The organism is Streptomyces sp. NPDC014006, assembly GCF_043088925.1.
In the GTDB taxonomy this organism is placed as follows: Bacteria; Actinomycetota; Actinomycetes; order Streptomycetales; family Streptomycetaceae; genus Streptomyces.
This window is the reverse complement of the sequence record NZ_JBICAJ010000001.1, coordinates 670503-686606: the sequence shown is the minus strand read 5'-3', so window position 1 is coordinate 686606 and position 16104 is coordinate 670503. Positions and strand designations below refer to the sequence as shown.

The following is a 16104-nucleotide window of genomic DNA, read 5'->3' as shown; positions in this document are numbered from 1 at the left end:
GTTCTTTACGATGCGTGGCATGGACGCACAAACGGCGCAGACCCGCTGGGAGCAGCGCACCCAGCGGCCGCTGCTGGCGCTCGCCGTGCTGTTCGCCGTCGCCTACGCCGTGCCCATCGTGGACGGTTCCGCCGGGCGGCCCGTGACCTACGCCTGCACGGTGGTCGAGTGGGTGGTGTGGGGGGCGTTCGCCACCGACTATCTCGTCCGGCTGGTGCTCGCCCCCGACCGGATGCGCTTCGTGCGCAGGCACTGGCTGGACCTGTGCGCGGTCGTGGTGCCGGTGCTGCAGCCGCTGCGCCTGCTGCGGATCGTCGCGACCCTGCTGCTGGTGGGCCGGCGGGCGCGGATGGCGAACCAGATCCGGCTCACCACGTACGTCGTCGGGGCGGTCGTCGGGCTGCTGATGTTCGGCTCGCTGGCGGTGCTGTCGGCGGAGCGGTCGGCCCCGCACGGGAACATCCGGACGCTGGGTGACGCGCTGTGGTGGTCGTTCACGACGATGACGACCGTGGGGTACGGGGATCACGCGCCGACGACCGGACTGGGGCGGCTGATCGCGGTCGGGCTGATGCTGTCCGGGATCGCGCTGCTCGGTGTGGTGACGGCGAACATCGCGGCGTGGTTCATCGCCCGGTTCGAGAAGGACGACGTGGAGGAGCGGCGCCAGACGGAGGCGATCGAGTCCCTGACGCAGGAGGTCCGGGCGCTGCGTGCGGAGGTCGCGGAGTTGCGGGAGCTGTCGGGGCGCGGATGACCGGGTGGCCGTCGCGGCCGTCCGCGCAGGGGTGGGCCCCCGGCCGGTGCCAGGGGTCCTTCCCTTTTCCTTCCGGTTCCTCCCCGGCTTTCTTCGCCGGTTCGCTCCCGGTTTGTCCCCGGTTACAGCAGACCGTTGCCCGGGGTGGTCGCTCCGATCAGCCACAGCAGGGCCAGGAGCGTGTCGATGGCGCCCAGCACGAAGGCGACCAGGGCCGGGGTCTGGCGGGAGGCGCCCGACCAGGTGCGGCCCAAGGAGAGCCATCCGCAGGCCATCGCCGCGGGACCGAGGACGATCCCCAGGGTGAAGAAACCGGCGACCGCGCAGACGGCTCCGATGATTCCGAGCGTCGCGCGGTCCGGCCCGGTCCGTGACCACATCCGGCCACGTGACCGGGGGTATCCGCGCGTTCCGTCGCCGAAGCTCGTCATCATCAACTCCCAGAACCCCGGGGTAAGTTGGAGTGCATCGGGGTTCTGTCGCTTCGGGTAACCCGGCTTGGCGCGGTCATGCCGCCGGGAGTTCGGATTTCAAGAAAAGACCCGGGCGTCGGCGCGCTGTCCCCCTCCGGCAGCGCGGCGACGCCCGGGGCCGCCTTCCGGAGGGGGCGCGCACATGCCGGGCGAGGATGCCCGGAGAACGTGCCGTACCGGAGGGCTTGACCCAATGTGACGTGTGCCCGGCGCCGGAGGGGCGGGATCCTCCGCGCTGTCACCCTGATGAGCGAACTTTCCTGACGATTTGTCAGATGTGGGCCGCACCCGCACCCGCGTCGGCGTTCTCGCCGCGCTTGGTGAGGAAGGCGACGAAGACCGCGACCACGGCCACGCCGGCGGCGACCAGCGACGCGAGGCTCATGCCGGAGATGAAGGTGTCGTGCGCGACGCCGGCGATCTTCTCGCCGATCTGCGCCGGGGTGCCCGGCGGGACCGGGGCCACGCCTACCTGGACGGCCTCGGAGGCCTGGCCGAGCTGTTGGCCGGTGAGCGGCGGCAGGCCGGCGTCCTTCCAGTTGGCGGGAAGGTCGCTGTCCACCTTGGAGGCCATCACGGCGCCCAGCACGGCCGTGCCGAGGCTGCCGCCGATCTGCATAGCGGCCTGCTGGAGACCGCCGGCGACGCCGGACAGCTCCATGGGCGCGTTGCCGACGATGACCTCGGTGGCGCCGACCATGACCGGGGCGAGGCCGAGGCCCAGCAGGGCGAACCAGAGCGACATCAGACCGCTGCCGGTGTCCACCTTCAGCGTCGACATGCCGTACATGGCGATCGCGGTGACGGCCATGCCGCCCGCGAGCGGGACGCGCGGGCCCAGCTTGGTGATCAGCGCGCCGGCCAGCGGCGAGCCGACGATCATCATGCCGGTGAGCGGCAGCAGGTGCAGGCCGGCGTCGATGGGGCTCATGCCGTGCACGTTCTGCAGGTAGAAGGTGACGAAGAACAGGCCGCCCATGAAGGCGATGGCCATGAGGACCATCAGCACCACACCCGCGGACAGCGGCACCGAGCGGAACAGCTTCAGCGGGATGAGCGGTTCGGCGACCTTCGTCTCCCAGAGGGCGAAGAGGCCGAAGCCGAGTGCGGACGCGCCGATGAACAGCCACGTCTTCCCGTCGCCCCAGCCCCACTCGGGGGCCTTGATCAGCGCCCAGACCAGGCAGAACATCGCGCCCGACAGCAGGGCGATGCCGAGGATGTCGAAGGAGCGCGGGGCGTTGGCGGCGCGGTGGTCCAGCAGGATCAGCAGGCCGAGGAGCAGGGCGAGGACACCGACCGGCACGTTGATGAAGAACACGGACTGCCAGCTGACGTGCTCGACCAGCACACCGCCGAGGATCGGGCCGCCGGCGGTGGAGGCACCGATGACCATGCCCCAGATGCCGATCGCCATGTTGAGCTTCTCGGCCGGGAAGGTCGCCCGCAGCAGGCCCAGCGCGGCCGGCATCAGCAGCGCGCCGAAGAGGCCCTGGAAGACCCGGAAGGTCACGACGAGCGCGATGGAGTCGGACAGGCCGATCGCACCCGAGGCGGCGGCGAAGCCGACGACACCGATCAGGAAGGTCTGCCGGTGACCGAAGCGGTCACCGAGCTTGCCGGCCGTGATCAGCGAGACGGCGAGGGCAAGGAAGTAGCCGTTGGTGATCCACTGCACCTGCTGGAACGTGGCGCCGAGGTCCTTCTGGATCGCCGGGTTGGCGATGGCCACGATCGTGCCGTCGAGGGCCACCATCATGACGCCGACCGCGACGGTTATGAGGGTGAGCCACGGATGGCCGCGCAGGCCGCTGGCGCCCGGCGCCTGCCCCGACGCGTCCGACGGGCCGCCGTCCCCCGGTCCCGTCTTGTCGAGGGTGATCTGACTAGTCATGTGTTCGAGGCTAGTGACAGTCACTGACAATTGACAAACGAATTCACAAGTCGGTAACTGACACGACACTGACGGATAGCCTGAACTGGGGCAACCGTTGTGAAGGAGGACTGTGGGCACGCTCGGGACCCCGCGCACGGCACCGCGGCCGGGGCTGCGCGAGATCAAGAAGCAGCGCACCCGGGACGCACTGGTGCGGGCCGCCCTGGAGCTGTTCACCACCCAGGGCTACGAGCAGACGACCGTCGACGAGATCGCCGAGGCCGTCGACGTCTCGCAGCGCACCTTCTTCCGCTACTTCGCGAGCAAAGAGGACGCCGCCCTCGCCCTGCAGGCCATGACGGAGGCCTACTTCCTGGAGGCCGTGCGCGGCCGCCCGCCGCACGAGACGCCGATGCAGGCGCTGCGCCAGGCGATCGTGGAGGGCTGGGACCGGATCGGCGAGTCCATCGAGGCGGTCGTCCCGGTCGAGCTGTACCTGCGCATGTACCGGATGATCGAGTCGACCCCGGTGCTGCTCGCCGCGCATCTGCGCCGCTCCGCCGAGACGGAGGAGAAGATCGCGCGAGTGCTGGCCGACCGTGAGGGCATCGACGTGGACGCCGACCCGCGGCCGCGGCTCGTGGTGGCCGTCTTCGGCGGGGTGATAAGGGTCACCGAGCGGCAGTGGAGCGTGGGCGAGGACGGCAGCGTGGAGGCGATGCGCGAACTCACCGCCCGGTACCTCGATCAGGTGGGCCCGGCCATCAGGGGTCACTGGCGCGCCACTTGAACCCCGCGGCGCGTTCACGAAACGTGATCCCCGTCACTCGGTTCACGCGAGACCCTCTCGTTCTCCTAGTGTGTCCTCCCAGTGACTTCCTTCGACACCTCCCCACACCTGAACGTCTGGCGCACGCTGCTCGCGCTGGCCGTCGTCTTCGTGATGCTGGCGACCACCGGCTGGACGGCCCTGCGCCACGGGCCGGAGAGCACCGCGCTGCAGGCGTCGCTCTCGGACTGGGAGCACGGCCGGGTGCACGGCCACCGGCTTCCCGACCCGGCCGCCGGCCCCGCCCGCCTCACGCGGTTCTTCACCTCGCTGACCGCGCAGGAGCGCGCCTCGCTGGCCCGCCGCTATCCGCTCGCCGTCGGCAACATGAACGGCGCCCCGGCCCAGCTGCGCTACCACGCCAACCGCGTCGCGCTCGCGCAGGCCGCGAGCACCGAGCGCGAGCGCATGCACGACACCCGGCTCAGCAGGGCCGGGCAGCAGGCGGCGGGCAAGCGGATGCACCGGTACGAGTCGATGCTGCGCGACGGGCGGCAGATCCTCGCCTTCGACCCGGACGGCTCCGGCCGCGCCGCCGAGGTCTTCGGCGACCTCGACAAGGCCGAGCGCATCTCGGTGATCGTCCCCGGCGTGGACACCGACCTGTCCACCTTCCAGCGCACCTACCGCAGATACTCGGCCCCGGTCGGCATGGCCGGCTCGCTGTACGCCGCCGAGCGGGCGGCGAGCCCGTCGACCCGTACGGCTGTCATCGCCTGGGCCGACTACACCGCGCCCGCCGGCCTCGGCATCGACTCGGCGACCGCGATGCGCGCCCAGGACGGCGCCGTACGCCTGAACGCGCTGGTGCGCGCGCTGCCCGGACGCTCGCCGGTCTCGCTGTTCTGCCACAGCTACGGCTCCGTGGTGTGCGGGGTCGCCGCGCACACGCTGCCGGGCCGGGTGTCCGACATCGCGGTGGCGGGCAGCCCCGGCATGCGGGTGACGAAGGCGGCACAACTGGGCACCTCCGCCCGGGTGTGGGCGATGCGGGACGCCACCGACTGGATCCAGGACGTGCCGTATCTGGAGTTCGGCGGTCTCGGCCACGGCGCGGACCCGGTGTCGTCGGCGTTCGGCGCGCGGGTGCTGTCGGCGCGGGACGCGGACGGACACGCGGGCTACTTCGAACCCGGCACGGACAGCCTGCGCAACTTCGCCGACATCGGCGTCGGCGCATATGACTCGGTGAGTTGCGGTGACGACGACGGCGCCTGCCGGGTGGGTTTGTCCGGTGCCTCGATGGCCGGACGCGCGTAGAGACAGCAGGAAGTGCGGTCTGCGGGGGGATGGGCCGAAGAAGCGGAGCCGCTTACGATGAGCCGCATGGGTGACGTACTGGCCGGATTTCATGCCGCCTGGGAGTTCGAGTCCGACTCCGTGCTCATCCGTTACGAACGGGGGATTCGAACACCGAAGCTGTTCCAGGCGCTCGGCGAGCGGCGCGTCCCGCTCGCGGCGCTGGAGTCGGTGACGCTGACGCCCGGCAAACGGGGCACGGTCGTACTGCGTGCCGTGCCGCGGCCCGGGGCCGATCCGCTGCTGGAGGCGGCCGACGGTCAGCTGAAGGAGGCCGGCGACCCCTACCGGCTGGTGCTGCCGGCCGAGAAGGAGACGCTCGCCGAGTACTACGCCGACGAGCTGCGCGGCCTGCTGACCGAGTCCGGCCCGGCCGGGCGGTTCCTGATCGAGGCGCCGGGACCGCCGCGGGCGTTCAAGGCGTACGACGCGAAGGCGTCCTTCGACGGGACGACGGTCCGTTTCCGCTGGTCGTGGACGGGTGCGTCGTCGGCGAAGTGGAAGGCCGGCGATCAGAGCTTTCCGGTGGACGGCCTCAGCGGGGTGGAATGGCGCTCCCCCGAGGTCTTCGAGGGGCACCTGCGGCTGATACCGAGGGACGGCGACACCGGGGCATCCGTCCCCCCGGATCAGGATCCGGCCGCGGTCGTGTTCGGACTGGGGTACGGGCCCGTGCACGAATCGCTGCCGTTCGCGGCCGCCGTACTGACCGCGGTGCGGGACCGCCGGCCGGCGGTGTCGGTGCCGGCCGCTCGGCGTGACCCTGCGGATATCGCCGAGCGGATCCGGCACCTCGGGGAACTGCATCAGGCGGGGCTGGTGACCGACGAGGAGTTCTCCGTGAAGAAGGCGGAACTGCTCTCCGAGCTGTAGGCGCCTTCTCGTCCGCGGGTGTCCCCGCTACTCCCTGCCCGCCGACGTGAACGTCATGTCCGCGTACCTGTCGCCGGCGACCTTCGCCGCGATCGGGTCGAGCAGGGACAGCTCCTCGTCCGTCAGCGTGATCCTCGTCGCCGCCGTGTTCTCCTCCACCCTGCTCCGCTTGCGCGTGCCCGGGATCGGGATCACCGGGAGACCGTGGACGGCCGCCTGCTGCTGGACCCAGGCCAGGGCGACCTGGCCGAGGGAGACGCCGTGAGAGGCGGCCACGGTGCGGACCGGGCTCAGCAGGGCCGCGTTGGCTGTGGCGTTGTCGCCGGTGAAACGGGGCTGCTGACGGCGGAAGTCGTCGGCACCGAGGTCCTTGTCGGCGCTGGTGAAGGCGCCGGTGAGGAAGCCCCGGCCGAGCGGGGAGTACGGCACGAGGGCCACGCCCAGCTCGCGGGCGGCCGGCACCACCTTCGCCTCGATGTCCCGGCTGAACAGCGACCACTCCGACTGCACGGCCGCGATCGGGTGGACGGCGTGCGCGGCGCGCAGCTCGTCGGCGGTGACCTCGCTCAGGCCCAGGTGCTTGACCTTGCCCTCGCGCACCAGCTCGGCCATGGTGCCGACGCTGTCCTCGATCGGTACGTTCAGATCGCGCCGGTGCATGTAGTACAGGTCGATCACGTCGACGTCGAGGCGCTTCAGGCTCGCTTCGACGGCCTGGCGGATGTAGGGCGGGTCGTTGCGGATGATCCGCTTCGTCGGGTCGTCCGGCGGGATCGACAGGGCGAACTTGGTGGCGATGACGAGGTCGTCGCGGTGCGCCTTGACGAAGGGGGCGAGGAAGCGCTCGTTGTCGCCGTCGCCGTAGGCGTCCGCCGTGTCGTACAGCGTGACGCCCAGGTCCAGCGCCCGTTCCAGGGTGGCCCTGGCCTCCTCGGCGTCGGTGGGGCCGTAGGCGAAGCTCATGCCCATGCAGCCGAGCCCCTGTACGCCGACCTCGGGGCCGTGGTCGCCGAGTCGTGCCGTGGGGATCCTGGGGTCGGTCATCGTGTCCTCTCCGCCTCGCGGGGCCGTCCGGCCTCCGCGTAGAAACCGATCTTCCTGTCGAGCACCGCGAGGGTGTCGTGCAGCTCGGCGATCCTGGCCAGGACGTCCTGGCGGGTCGCCTCGAGCAGCTCGTGGCGCTCGGCGTACGTGCTGTCCCCCTCGCGCACGAGCTGCGCGTACCGGACCATGTCGGCGACCGGCATCCCGGTCAGCCGCAGCTTGCCGACGAGGTCGAGCCAGTCCAGGTCGCGGTTGCTGTACCGGCGCTGGCCGGTGTGCGAGCGGTCGATGTGGTCCATCAGTCCGATCCGCTCGTACCAGCGCAGGGTGTGGGCGGTCAGGCCGGTGAAGGCGACGACCTCGCTGATCGTGTAGCGGTCCTGCCCGTCGGGGCGGGGGTGCCGCGGGGGCGGGGCGGAGCAGATGTTCGTTCGGGTGGCTGTGTCCTCGGCCTCCTGAATGGCCGTGACCGTGGTCTGCATCACCGTCATGACCCCCACGCTATGGCCTTGGAGTGCACTCCAAGCAAGCGGATTCCGTAAGAAAACAGGGGGACATGAGCGCGCGATGTAAGTACCGTAGGCCGTATTAGCCTAGTACGCCGTGCTGTGGCGGAGGACGCCGGGGAGTTGCTCCGGCTGCGCCAGGTGATGATCGACGCCGTGCGCCGCGAGCCCGCCGCCGACTGGCACGCCGAGTCGCTGCCCGGTCTGCGGGCGCGTCTGGCCGACCCGGACGGGGACTTCGCCGCCTTCGTCGTGGACCACCCCGAGCGGCCCGGCGCGCTGGCCGCGCTCGTCGTGGGCACGCTTGAGTACCGGATCGGGCGGGCGGGTCATCCGCGCGGGGCGGCCGGGTTCGTCTTCAGCGTGGCGACCGACCCGGACGTGCGCAGGCGCGGGTACGCGCGCGCGTGCATGGAGGAGCTGCTGGCGTGGTTCCGGGAGCGGGGCGCGGGCCATGTGCATCTCACGGCGTCGGCGGAGGCGGAGCCGCTGTACGCGTCGATGGGCTTCGTCCGCAAGCCCGACCCCTTGATGGAGCTGACGCTGTGAGCGCTTAGGCTCGTCGGCATGTCGCTGAACAGCCTCGCGTTGATCGAGAACTGGCCGGTTCCCACCGCCGCGGCGGGCGTCGTACGGGCCGACGGGACGGTGCTCGGCACCCACGGGCCGGCCGACCGGCGCTTCCCGCTCGCCTCGGTGACCAAGCCGCTCGCGGCGTACGCCGTGCTCGTCGCCTACGAGGAGGGCGCGATCGAGCTCGACGAACCGGCCGGTCCCGCCGGGTCGACGGTGCGGCATCTGCTGGCGCACACCTCCGGTCTCGCCTTCGACGAGCACCGGGTCATGGCCGCGCCCGGGGAGCGGCGGCTGTACTCCAACGCCGGGTTCGAGCAGCTGGGCGACCATGTGGCCAAGGCGACGGACATCCCGTTCGCCGAGTATCTGCGGCAGGCGGTGCTGGAGCCGCTCGGCATGACGGCGACCTCGCTGGAGGGCTCCCCGGCCAAGGACGGCGTGTCGACGGTCGCGGACCTGCTGCGCTTCGCCGCCGAGGTGCAGGCGCCGCGGCTGCTGGATCCGCGCACGGTCGCCGAGGCGATGACCGTGCAGTACCCGGGGACCAAGGGTGTGCTGCCGGGCTACGGCCACCAGAACCCGAACGACTGGGGTCTCGGCTTCGAGATCCGCGACGGCAAGTCGCCGCACTGGACGGGCGCCTCGTCGTCTCCGCGCACCTTCGGGCACTTCGGGCAGTCGGGGACGTTCGTGTGGATCGACCCGGACGCGAGCGCGGCCTGTGTGGCCCTGACGGACCGGGCTTTCGGGCCGTGGGCGACCGAGGCGTGGCCGGCGTTCACGGACGCGGTGCGGGGGGAGCTGCGCTAGGCATCTCCGGCGGGCATCCGGCGGGCATCTCCCGCGGGTCATTTCCGACGGGCCGTCCCCGCAGCCCATCTCCCGCGGTTGTCTGCCGCTGGTCATCTGCCGCTGGTCATCTCCCACAGCAGTACCTCCGCGGCCGACTCCGCCGGAAGCCGAAGGTCCTTCGCGTCCGTGACGCGGGCCGCGTCGCCCGGCCCCAGCCGCTCCTGCCCGAGCCGGACGTGGCCGCGCACGACGTGGACGTACACATGAGCCGCGTCCGGCACCGCGGTGCGCTCCCCCGCCGCGAGGCGCCGCACGTGCAGCAGCGCGCCGGCCTCCGGTACGGCGTACGGGGTGGAGTCGGCGATGCCGCGGACGATCTCGTACGACGGCTGGCCGCCCGGCTCCAGCGGGGCCAGCCACATCTGCACGAAGGTCAGGGGCGCGGTGCCGTCGTTGCGTTCCACGTGCCGCACGCCCGCGGCCGAGCTGAGGCGCTGCACGTCGCCGGGGCGCACCCGCGTCTCGTGACCGGTGGAGTCGCGGTGCGTCAGCTCGCCCTCGACGACCCAGGTGACGATCTCGGTATGGCTGTGCGGGTGCTCGTCGAAGCCGGCGCCGGGCGCGAGGCGCTCCTCGTTGCAGGCGATCAGCGCGCCGAAGCGGAGGTTGTCCGGGGCGTAGTGCGGCCCGAAGGAGAAGGAGTGCCACGACTCGATCCCGACCGCCGGATCCCCACCGGGGTAGCGCGCGCCCGCACGCTGTACGTCCACCATCACGAACCCCACGGTAGCCCTGCCGGGCGACACCGGACGGCATCGACGGGCGCCTCCCGGGGCGGGCCGCGAAAAGGGGCGATGCGCCGCCCAGGGGGCCGTGGCGGGGGGCGAGCGCAGGGGCTGCGGATTGGGCGCTCGCCTGGCCCCTGGCGTGTGATCGCCTCGGCGGCGACCGGCCCATGGGCACGCGGGCGTGCCGGCCCGAGGGCATGCATGGGGCTGCCTCGGGGCATCGGCGCCACGGACCCTGACCGCCGGACTTCGGGCAGCGGTCCGTGGGCAGCCCGGGCACCGGGCCGAGGGCCGTCAGGCACCAACCCGTGGGCACCCCGGGCGCGGCCCCGAGGGCAACCCCCGGAGCAGGGGCGGCGGGCCGCGGGCGGCCGTGGGTGTCGTCGGGTGGGGGTGAGCGGACCCGGCGGCACACGTCGGCGGCCCGATAAGGCAGTCTTGTCCCCGTGCCCGAACCCGAATCCCGTCATGCCGACCCCGTGCCGCGCCCCGTCCATCCGCACGCCGCGACGCTGAAGCGGCTGGAGAAGTCGTCCGGTTCGCTCGCCGCGCAGGCGATCGCGCGGATGGACGAGACGCTGCCCTGGTACCGGGCGATGCCCCCGGAGAACCGCTCCTGGATCGGGCTGGTCGCCCAGGCGGGCATCGCCGCCTTCACCGAGTGGTTCCGGCACCCCGAGACCCCGCAGGCGATCTCGACGGACGTCTTCGGCACCGCGCCACGCGAGCTGACCCGGGCGATCACGCTGCGCCAGACGGTGGAGATGGTGCGGACCACGATCGAGGTCATGGAGTCGGCCATCGACGAGGTGGCCGCCCCGGGTGACGAGAGCGTGCTGCGCGAGGCGCTGCTGGTGTACGCCCGCGAGATCGCCTTCGCCACCGCCCAGGTGTACGCGCAGGCCGCCGAGGCACGCGGTGCCTGGGACGCCCGCCTGGAGTCGCTCGTCGTCAACGCCGTGCTGAGCGGGGAGGCCGACGAGGGCGCCGTCAGCCGGGCCGCGGCGCTCGGCTGGAACTCGCCGGAGCATGTGTGCGTGGTGCTGGGCACCGCGCCCGACGGGGACAGCGAACTGACCGTGGAGGCGATCCGGCGCGCGGCACGGCACGCCAAGCTCCAGGTGCTCACCGGGGTGCTGGGCAGCCGGCTGGTGGTCGTCGCGGGCGGCAGCGACAACCCCCTCGCGGTGGCGAGGTCGCTGATCGGCCCCTTCGCGGCGGGCCCGGTGGTGGCCGGCCCGATCGTGCCGGACCTGCTGGCGGCGACCCGGTCCGCGCAGGCCGCGGCGGCAGGCCTGAAGGCCTGCTCGGCCTGGCAGGACGCACCGCGGCCGGTGCTCGCGGACGATCTGCTGCCGGAGCGCGCGATGGCCGGTGATCCGATGGCGCGCGAGCAGTTGGTGGAGGAGATCTACAGACCGCTGGAGGAGGCGGGTTCCGCGCTGCTGGAGACGCTCGCCGTCTACCTGGAACAGGCGAGCAGTCTGGAGGGGGCCGCCCGGATGCTGTTCGTTCACCCCAACACCGTGCGCTACCGGCTTCGACGTGTGACTGACGTCACCGGCTGGTCGCCTTCCGATGTACGCTCGGCGTTCACCTTGCGCATCGCACTGATTCTGGGACGTCTGGCCGACGGTGATCCCCAGACCTAACGTTTTGTCGGGGGCCCACAAAACCCCCTCGTGTTCTTCGTCCTTGTCCCCACGGGCGGCCACGGCCGTCCCCAAGAGAGAGTGTGAGAGTGCTCGTACTCGTCGCTCCCGGCCAGGGCGCTCAGACGCCCGGCTTCCTGACTCCCTGGCTCGACCTGCCCGGCGCGGCCGACCGCGTCGCCGCCTGGTCCGAGGCCATCGGACTGGACCTCGCCCACTACGGCACGAAGGCCGACGCGGAGGAGATCCGCGACACCGCGGTGGCCCAGCCACTGCTGGTGGCGGCCGGCATCCTGTCCGCCGCGGCACTGGGTGACGTGAGCCCCGGCGCGGTCGCCGGGCACAGCGTCGGTGAGATCACCGCGGCCGCCTTCGCGGGCGTCCTGGACGACACCGCCGCCCTGACCCTGGTGCGCACCCGGGGTCTCGCGATGGCCGAGGCCGCCGCGATCACCGAGACCGGCATGTCGGCGCTGCTCGGCGGCGACCCGGAGGTCTCGGTCGCGCACCTGCACCAGCTCGGTCTGACCCCGGCGAACATCAACGGCGCCGGCCAGATCGTGGCGGCCGGCACGCTGGAGCAGCTCGCCGCGCTGAACGAGGACAAGCCCGAGGGCGTCCGCAAGGTCGTCCCGCTGAAGGTGGCCGGTGCCTTCCACACGCACCACATGGCCCCCGCGGTCGACAAGCTGGCCGAGGCCGCCAAGGCCCTGACGCCCGCCGACCCCTCGGTCCCCTACGTCTCCAACAAGGACGGGCAGAGCGTCACCACCGGCGCGGAGGTCCTGGACCGCCTGGTCGGCCAGGTCGCCAACCCGGTCCGCTGGGACCTGTGCATGGAGACCTTCCAGCAGCTCGGCGTCACCGCCCTGCTGGAGGTGTGCCCCGGCGGCACCCTGACCGGCCTGGCCAAGCGTGCCCTGCCCGGAGTACGAGCGTTCGCCCTGAAGACCCCCGACGACCTCGACGCGGCCCGCGAGCTCATCGCCGAGCACGCCTGAGACGCCCAAGGAGCCGAATCGAACATGTCGAAGATCAAGGCCAGCAAGGGCGCCCCGTACGCGCGCATCGTCGGCGTCGGCGGCTACCGCCCGATCCGCGTGGTTCCCAACGAGGTCATCCTCGAGACGATCGACTCGTCCGACGAGTGGATCCGCTCACGTTCCGGCATCCAGACCCGGCACTGGGCGAACGACGAGGAAACCGTCGCCGCGATGTCCGTCGAGGCGTCCGGCAAGGCGATCGCGGACGCCGGGATCTCCGCCGAGCAGATCGGCGCGGTGATCGTCTCCACCGTCTCGCACTTCAAGCAGACCCCGGCCGTGGCCACGGAGATCGCCGACAAGCTCGGCACGAACAAGGCCGCCGCCTTCGACATCTCCGCGGGCTGCGCCGGCTTCGGCTACGGCCTCACCCTCGCCAAGGGCATGATCGTCGAGGGTTCGGCCGAGTACGTCCTGGTCATCGGCGTGGAGCGGCTGAGCGACCTGACCGACCTGGAGGACCGCGCGACGGCCTTCCTGTTCGGTGACGGCGCCGGCGCGGTCGTGGTCGGCCCCTCGCAGGAGCCGCACATCGGCCCGACGGTCTGGGGCTCGGAGGGCGACAAGTCCGAGACCATCAAGCAGACGGTGCCGTGGACGGACTACCGCGAGGGCACGGTCGAGAAGTTCCCCGCCATCACGCAGGAGGGCCAGGCGGTCTTCCGCTGGGCCGTGTTCGAGATGGCCAAGGTCGCCCAGCAGGCGCTGGACGCGGCGGGCATCACCGCGGCCGAGCTGGACGTCTTCATCCCGCACCAGGCCAACGAGCGGATCATCGACTCGATGGTGAAGACCCTGAAGCTGCCGGAGACGGTCACGGTCGCCCGTGACGTGCGCACCACCGGCAACACCTCGGCAGCCTCGATCCCGCTCGCGATGGAGCGGCTCCTGGCGACCGGGGAGGCGAAGAGCGGCGACACCGCGCTCGTCATCGGATTCGGGGCGGGTCTCGTCTACGCCGCGACGGTCGTTACCCTCCCCTAGGCACTCCGTGCCGGATCATCGTCTCCGGCACGGCGCAGCACCACCCTGCCGCTCCCGCGGCGGGCGCCACACACTGAAGAACACCAACGAAGGAGCGCCATCATGGCCGCCACTCAGGAAGAGATCGTCGCCGGTCTCGCGGAGATCGTGAACGAGATCGCCGGGATCCCGGTTGAGGACGTCCAGCTGGACAAGTCCTTCACCGACGACCTGGACGTCGACTCGCTGTCCATGGTCGAGGTCGTCGTCGCCGCCGAAGAGCGTTTCGACGTCAAGATCCCGGACGACGACGTCAAGAACCTCAAGACCGTCGGTGACGCGACCGACTACATCCTCAAGCACCAGGCCTGAGTCCCGCTCGGGCCGGACAGCTCCGGCCCCGCCACCCGGCGGTGGCGCCGTGACGAATCCTCGTTCAATCGTTGGAGAAAGAATTCCCGTGAGCTCGACCAATCGCACCGTGGTCGTCACCGGTATCGGCGCAACCACACCGCTGGGTGGCGACGCGGCCTCGACCTGGGAGGGTCTGGTCGCCGGACGTTCCGGCGTCAAGCCCCTGAAGCAGGACTGGGCGGCCGACCAGGCCGTCAAGATCGCGGCCTCGATCGCGGTGGAGCCCACCGAGGTCATCCCGCGGCCGCAGGCCCGCAAGCTGGACCGCTCGGCGCAGTTCGCGCTGATCGCGGCTCAGGAGGCCTGGAAGGACGCAGGGTTCGAGGCCAAGGCCGGCGAGGACCCGGCCATCGACCCCGACCGGCTCGGCGCGGTCATCGCCTCCGGCATCGGCGGCGTGACGACCCTGCTGGACCAGTACGACGTGCTGAGGGAGAAGGGCGTCCGCCGCGTCTCCCCGCACACCGTCCCCATGCTGATGCCGAACAGCCCCTCGGCCAACGTGGGTCTGGCGGTGGGCGCCCGGGCGGGCGTGCACACGCCGGTCTCCGCGTGCGCCTCCGGCGCCGAGGCCATCGGCTACGCCATCGAGATGATCCGCACCGGCCGTGCCGACGTCGTCGTCGCCGGCGGTACGGAGGCGGCGATCCACCCGCTGCCCATCGCCGCGTTCGGCAACATGATGGCGATGTCCAAGAACAACGACGACCCGCAGGGCGCCTCGCGTCCCTACGACGTCGCCCGCGACGGTTTCGTCCTCGGCGAGGGCGCCGGTGTGCTCGTCCTGGAGTCGGCCGAGCACGCCGCCAAGCGCGGTGCCCGGGTGTACGCCGAGGCGGTCGGCCAGGGCATCTCGGCCGACAGCCACGACATCGTGCAGCCGGAGCCGGAGGGCCGCGGCATCGCGCACGCCCTGCAGAACCTGCTGGACCGCACCGACCTGGACCCCGCCGAGATCGTGCACGTCAACGCGCACGCCACCTCGACGCCGGCCGGTGACATCGCGGAACTGAAGGCGCTGCGCAAGGTCTTCGGCGACGACGCCGACCACATGGCGGTCTCGGCGACCAAGTCGATGACCGGTCACCTGCTCGGTGGCGCCGGTGGTGTCGAGTCCGTCGCGTGCGTGCTCGCCCTGTACCACCGGGTGGCGCCGCCGACCATCAACGTCGACAACATCGACCCCGAGGCCGAGGCCAACGCGGACGTGGTCCGCGGGGAGGCGCGCAAGCTGCCCGTCGAGGGCCGTCTCGCCGCGCTGAACGACTCGTTCGGGTTCGGCGGTCACAACGTGGTGCTGGCGTTCCGGACGGTCTGATCTACGCCGTTGACGGCGATGGCCCGGGATTCCCTTCGGGGGGTTCCGGGCCATCGCCGTTCTGTCTTCGGTTCTCCGCCGGGTGCGGGCCGTCCTCGGTTGCTCGCGCAGTTCCCCGCGCCCCTTTCGGGGCGCCTTCACACGACCTGGTGCAGCCAGCGGACCGGGGCTCCTTCGCCCGCGTACCGGAACGGCTCCAGTTCGTCGTCCCAGGGCTTGCCGAGGAGCTTGGCGATCTCGGCCTCGAGGTCGGTCTCGTCGCGCTGTGAGCGCAGCAGCGCGGCGCGCAGGCGGTCCTCGGGGATGAGGATGTCTCCGTGGATGCCGGTGACGGCGTGGAAGATGCCGAGGTCGGGGGTGCAGGAGTAGCGCTCGCCCTCGGCACTCGCGCAGGGCTCGGCGGTCACCTCGAAGCGCAGCAGGTGCCAGCCGCGCAGCGCGGAGGCGAGTTTGGAGGCGGTGCCCGCCTCGCCCTGCCAGGAGAACTCCGAGCGCCAGGTGCCGGGCGCGGCGGGCTGCCGGATCCAGTCGAGGTTGACGCGCGTGCCGAGCACACCGGCGACGGCCCACTCGACGTGCGGGCACAGCGCGCGCGGCGCGGAGTGCACGTACAGAACTCCACGTGTCGTCACCGGGACCTCCGGGCAGGCGGGTCGTCTTGCGGGCGGGCGGCGGCCGTCAGGCCACGTTGAGGGCGAGGCTACCGTGCGGCGCCGCAAGGAGTGTGACGTACCGTCGGTCCCGGCGCCGTCAAACGCCCGCCATTCACCCGGGGGGACGCTTGTGGACGGGCCCGGTGGATCGGCGGCGGGCACGGCTCGCACGGGCGTGCCGTGGCGTAGGCCACCCGCCGGGCAGGCCCGAATGGTGGGTGTGAGCGGTCGCACGGCACGGTGGGGAA

General features: G+C 71.7%; 17 protein-coding genes. 11 read left to right on the top strand and 6 right to left on the bottom strand.

What is annotated here, in order from left to right:
* Window positions 1-19 precede the first annotated feature (19 nt).
* Window positions 20-757: a potassium channel family protein gene (locus tag ACF1GV_RS03105; RefSeq protein ID WP_391677237.1), complete on the top strand. Its 738-nt coding sequence runs from the start codon at window positions 20-22 to the stop codon at window positions 755-757.
* A gap of 122 nt (window positions 758-879) precedes the next feature.
* Here ACF1GV_RS03105 and ACF1GV_RS03100 read toward each other — a convergent pair whose 3' ends face one another.
* Both ACF1GV_RS03100 and ACF1GV_RS03095 read right to left on the bottom strand, forming a co-directional pair.
* Entirely contained in the window at window positions 880-1191 is a 312-nt protein-coding gene (locus tag ACF1GV_RS03100) for a small hydrophobic protein (RefSeq protein WP_391677236.1), read from the bottom strand.
* Window positions 1192-1501: 310 nt separating this feature from the next.
* The gene (locus ACF1GV_RS03095) at window positions 1502-3124 is read right to left on the bottom strand and encodes an MFS transporter (RefSeq protein ID WP_391677234.1); all 1623 of its coding nucleotides are present in this window, start codon (window positions 3122-3124) and stop codon (window positions 1502-1504) included.
* A 112-nt stretch (window positions 3125-3236) separates the two neighbouring features.
* Here ACF1GV_RS03095 and ACF1GV_RS03090 point away from each other — a divergent pair, with 112 nt between their 5' ends.
* The 3 genes from ACF1GV_RS03090 (at window position 3237) to ACF1GV_RS03080 (ending at window position 6107) form a co-directional block, all read left to right on the top strand.
* On the top strand, window positions 3237-3896 hold the full coding sequence (locus ACF1GV_RS03090) for a TetR family transcriptional regulator (RefSeq protein ID WP_391677232.1): 660 nt from the start codon (window positions 3237-3239) through the stop codon (window positions 3894-3896).
* Window positions 3897-3977: 81 nt separating this feature from the next.
* A complete protein-coding gene (locus ACF1GV_RS03085; protein ID WP_391677230.1) occupies window positions 3978-5195 on the top strand; it encodes an alpha/beta hydrolase in 1218 nt (405 codons plus the stop codon).
* Between the two features lie 66 nt (window positions 5196-5261).
* Window positions 5262-6107, top strand: coding sequence for a DUF4429 domain-containing protein (locus ACF1GV_RS03080; protein WP_391677228.1), 846 nt, complete (start codon window positions 5262-5264; stop codon window positions 6105-6107).
* 27 nt (window positions 6108-6134) lie between these two features.
* Here ACF1GV_RS03080 and ACF1GV_RS03075 read toward each other — a convergent pair whose 3' ends face one another.
* Both ACF1GV_RS03075 and ACF1GV_RS03070 read right to left on the bottom strand, forming a co-directional pair.
* Window positions 6135-7151 carry an aldo/keto reductase gene (locus tag ACF1GV_RS03075; protein WP_391677226.1) on the bottom strand — a complete coding sequence of 339 codons (1017 nt, stop codon included), beginning with the start codon at window positions 7149-7151 and terminating at the stop codon, window positions 6135-6137.
* Window positions 7148-7642, bottom strand: a complete 495-nt coding sequence (locus ACF1GV_RS03070) for a MerR family transcriptional regulator (protein WP_391677224.1) — start codon at window positions 7640-7642, stop codon at window positions 7148-7150. Before ACF1GV_RS03070 ends, ACF1GV_RS03075 begins: the two co-directional genes overlap by 4 nt.
* Window positions 7643-7738: 96 nt before the next feature.
* Here ACF1GV_RS03070 and ACF1GV_RS03065 point away from each other — a divergent pair, with 96 nt between their 5' ends.
* Complete coding sequence (locus ACF1GV_RS03065; RefSeq protein WP_391678469.1) at window positions 7739-8206, top strand: GNAT family N-acetyltransferase; 468 nt, start codon at window positions 7739-7741, stop codon at window positions 8204-8206.
* An 18-nt stretch (window positions 8207-8224) separates the two neighbouring features.
* Window positions 8225-9043: a serine hydrolase domain-containing protein gene (locus tag ACF1GV_RS03060; protein WP_391677222.1), complete on the top strand. Its 819-nt coding sequence runs from the start codon at window positions 8225-8227 to the stop codon at window positions 9041-9043.
* A 92-nt stretch (window positions 9044-9135) separates the two neighbouring features.
* On the opposite strand, the gene ACF1GV_RS03055 is transcribed toward ACF1GV_RS03060, so the two are convergent.
* Window positions 9136-9798: a pirin family protein gene (locus ACF1GV_RS03055; protein ID WP_391678467.1), complete on the bottom strand. Its 663-nt coding sequence runs from the start codon at window positions 9796-9798 to the stop codon at window positions 9136-9138.
* A gap of 461 nt (window positions 9799-10259) precedes the next feature.
* Between ACF1GV_RS03055 and ACF1GV_RS03050 the strand changes: the two genes are divergently transcribed.
* The 5 genes from ACF1GV_RS03050 to fabF all read left to right on the top strand — a co-directional run bounded on the left by ACF1GV_RS03050 (window position 10260) and on the right by fabF (window position 15203).
* Window positions 10260-11465: a PucR family transcriptional regulator gene (locus ACF1GV_RS03050; RefSeq protein ID WP_391677219.1), complete on the top strand. Its 1206-nt coding sequence runs from the start codon at window positions 10260-10262 to the stop codon at window positions 11463-11465.
* 89 nt (window positions 11466-11554) lie between these two features.
* The gene (locus ACF1GV_RS03045) at window positions 11555-12466 is read left to right on the top strand and encodes an ACP S-malonyltransferase (protein ID WP_391677216.1); all 912 of its coding nucleotides are present in this window, start codon (window positions 11555-11557) and stop codon (window positions 12464-12466) included.
* A gap of 24 nt (window positions 12467-12490) precedes the next feature.
* Window positions 12491-13492 carry a ketoacyl-ACP synthase III gene (locus ACF1GV_RS03040; protein WP_391677214.1) on the top strand — a complete coding sequence of 334 codons (1002 nt, stop codon included), beginning with the start codon at window positions 12491-12493 and terminating at the stop codon, window positions 13490-13492.
* Between the two features lie 102 nt (window positions 13493-13594).
* Window positions 13595-13843 (top strand): acyl carrier protein, encoded by a 249-nt coding sequence (locus ACF1GV_RS03035; protein ID WP_004931691.1) that lies wholly within the window; start codon window positions 13595-13597, stop codon window positions 13841-13843.
* Window positions 13844-13931: 88 nt separating this feature from the next.
* Window positions 13932-15203, top strand: coding sequence for a beta-ketoacyl-ACP synthase II (fabF, locus tag ACF1GV_RS03030; RefSeq protein WP_391677212.1), 1272 nt, complete (start codon window positions 13932-13934; stop codon window positions 15201-15203).
* A gap of 137 nt (window positions 15204-15340) precedes the next feature.
* Here the strand turns inward: fabF and ACF1GV_RS03025 are convergent, their stop codons facing one another.
* The gene (locus ACF1GV_RS03025) at window positions 15341-15835 is read right to left on the bottom strand and encodes a DUF3145 domain-containing protein (protein WP_391677210.1); all 495 of its coding nucleotides are present in this window, start codon (window positions 15833-15835) and stop codon (window positions 15341-15343) included.
* Window positions 15836-16104: the final 269 nt, after the last annotated feature.